This is a genomic window from Dethiosulfatibacter sp. (assembly GCF_983023055.1).
The window spans coordinates 1-2,848 of the sequence record NZ_CEZJXU010000350.1; the positions used below are offsets into that span (position 1 = coordinate 1).

2 protein-coding genes and 1 riboswitch are annotated in these 2,848 nt (G+C 39.2%); both genes read right to left on the reverse strand.

Going from position 1 to position 2,848, the window contains the following annotated elements; genetic code table 11:
• Positions 1–416 (reverse strand): CorA family divalent cation transporter (locus AC3AX0_RS10810; RefSeq protein WP_487550298.1); only part of this gene is annotated, 416 nt, incomplete at its 3' end.
• Positions 417–613: 197 nt separating this feature from the next.
• Positions 614–776: riboswitch (M-box (ykoK) riboswitch) on the reverse strand.
• A gap of 133 nt (positions 777–909) precedes the next feature.
• Positions 910–2,811 (reverse strand): endonuclease MutS2, encoded by a 1,902-nt coding sequence (locus AC3AX0_RS10815; RefSeq protein ID WP_487550299.1) that lies wholly within the window; start codon positions 2,809–2,811, stop codon positions 910–912.
• Positions 2,812–2,848: the final 37 nt, after the last annotated feature.

Here is a 2,848-nt window from a genome sequence, read left to right on the forward strand (position 1 = left end):
GATATCTTGAACAATAGCTGAAGTAGAAACCTGTATCTTTTGAATGTATAGAATGACCTTACGCTGTTTTTTTCAAACTGGTCGATTACTATGGTATCTTCCAAACATACGGTAATGATATTCTTTCCAGCTATTATGATTCCAAAAGGCAGGGTGGAATAGAATGGGTGTTCTTCATCTTCGTCGTCTAGAAAGGGAATGTCTACCAGTATAAGAGTTTGGTCATCTTCTATCTCTATACGTGAGTATTCCTCTTCGTCCAGGGCAGCTCTCAGGAAGTCTATATCCACATTAAGCTCATCTTCTATGAACTCAAGCTCTTCTGGTGTAGGACTTATAAGACTTATCCAAGCTCCATCCTCGATTTCCTTCAAAGTAAACAGATTGTCGTCAACAGTTTTATAGATATTGATCATATTTATTCACCTCGCTTATTTAATTGGTGAGTTCCCAATTCAACAAGCTCGTTTATTAACTGAGAAACGTTGAGAACAGGGAACTAGTATTTTTTTATTTGTTAGATAAAACTTTCTGACCATAGGCCCGTCGTCCACGTTTCTTCACTTCCTCTCATAAATAAAATAAACCCTATGTCCGCAAACAGACATAGGGAATTAGCCCTTTCCTGTTGGGTTTTAGCACTATACAGCATAGGCGTAAAGCCGGCCACATTAGATATAACCTTGTCGATAATATCTGCTGACCCGTTGGCATCTCTGGATGTTTCTGGGCAGTGGCATGTATCTGTATAGGAACCTCTCCTAACCAGGTCCATAAAAGTAATATGTACACTCTTATTATATAACTTTTCTTGTAATATTCAAGTTAAATTTATTATAGTTACAATTAAATGCAATGATGCTAATATATTAGTTATTATAGCAATAGAGAAAATAAAGAAGACCTGTATTAATTCTTTATATTTTCAAGTCTTTCCTTTAAATCTTTAAAGCTTTTCATCCTTCCCTTGGTTACATCCTTGTCGAATTTCCTTTCCTTGAAGGAATAGAAGAGTTGGTCCATGTCGTAGTCCGGGGGATAGAGCTCCGATGCCGTTCCAAGAATCTTTACTCTTTTGACAGGCAGCTTGAAGAAGCTGTAGTCCCTTGAAAGGGTAATCATTCCTTTTTCGTCGGTATCTTCGAATACTATTGCCTTTTCATTGTCTTCAAGGCTTAAAACAAGGTCTCCCTTGAAGAGTGTCTTCTCCTTTTTCACCCTTTCCTTATCTGGCTTTCTGATTTTTGGACTTATTATTTTTGCTCTTATGACTGCTGAAATTTCCTTCTCACCAGTAAGTTCCAGGGACCTTTTCAGTATTGACTTTTTAAGGCCAAGGCGTTCAGATATCCAAAGGGCGTTGCTTTCTCCCGCATCACCTATTACAAGCTCGTAGTAGGGCTCCAGAGTTTCAGCGTTAAAGAGCATCTTGGCATTTTGAAATCCTGTCATTTCCTCGGCAAAATCCTTGATTTTGCTGTAGTGGGTGGTGACAACAGTAAGGGCACCGTTCTTGTAAAGGTCCTCAAGAACTGCAGAACCTATTGCTGCTCCTTCCCGGGGATCTGTTCCAGTACCTATTTCGTCAAGAAGTACAAGGGATTTTGAATCTGCCTTGTTAGTTATGTCCACCAGGTTTTTCATATGCCCTGAAAATGTACTCAGTGAATTTTTTATATCCTGTGCATCTCCAACATCAACAAATACATTGTCGAAGACGGGGAATTTGCTTCCTTCTCCAACAGGTACATGAAGTCCGGACTGAAGCATAAGAGTCATTAGTCCTACAGTCTTTAGTACGATTGTCTTTCCACCAGTGTTTGGACCTGTTATCACCAGTGTCCGAAAATCTTTTCCTACTTGAAAATTCAGGGGTACGGGATCTTCAATCAGGGGGTGCTTTCCTCTTTTTATCCTGAATTCATCTCCAGGAGATATTTCAGGCTGGGTTCCATTTATTGACAGACTGTATTTTCCCTTGGCAAAGGCAAAATCATACTCGCTCATTATGTCTGCATTCATTTCAAGCTCTTTCTTGTACATTGAAACAAAGCCTGTCAGTGATGAAAGGATTTGGTATTCCTCTTCCTGGATTTCAGCATTTATATGTTCCATTTCCACAGTCATCTTCTTAACTGAGTCGGGCTCTATGAAAACAGTGGACCCCGTTGAACTTTCATCGATTACGGATCCTTTCACCATGCTTTTGTATGCCCGTTTTACAGGGAGAGTGTATTTTCCCATCCTTTCTGCCACAAAGGAATCCTGTAGATATTTTGAATAACTTGAGTTGGATATCAATGATTCAAGTTTTGTCCTTATCCTGTCTTCTGCTGATTTTTTCTTCTTGTTCAGTTTCCCAAGTTTCGGAGAAGCATCCTGTCTCAGTTCTGAACCACTTACGCAAGCGAGTATTTCATCTTCCAGACTGCCACATTCATTCAGGTTTACAGAAAATGATGACAGGACCGGAGCCATGTACTTGAAGTCCTGTATGAATTTTTTCATTGAAAGGCAGCCCCTCTGAAAGTCTGCAATCTTAACAAGCTCCGATGGTTTAAGGATTACCCCCTTGTCAGCTTTGTCAATATAAGCATTCACTGCTGAAAGTCCGTACATTGGAACTCCACGACCCTGACTCAGTATTTCAACTGCCTCAGTTGTCTTTTCAAGACTATTTTCTATACCTTTTCTTGAGGTCAAAGGCTCGAGTTTTTCTATCTTATCCTTACCTAGTTCGCTCAAAGCATGGTTTTTAAGTTCTTCTTTAATATCATAGTAATTTAGTTTTTTAAAAATTTTATTGTTCATTATGGTCTCCTAAGTTTTAATGTCACACTGTAGTTGA

Coding starts and splice junctions, on each gene's coding strand:
- AC3AX0_RS10815 (WP_487550299.1), bottom strand. CDS start 2,811: ATGAACAATAAAATTTTTAAAAAACTAAATTACTATGATATTAAAGAA.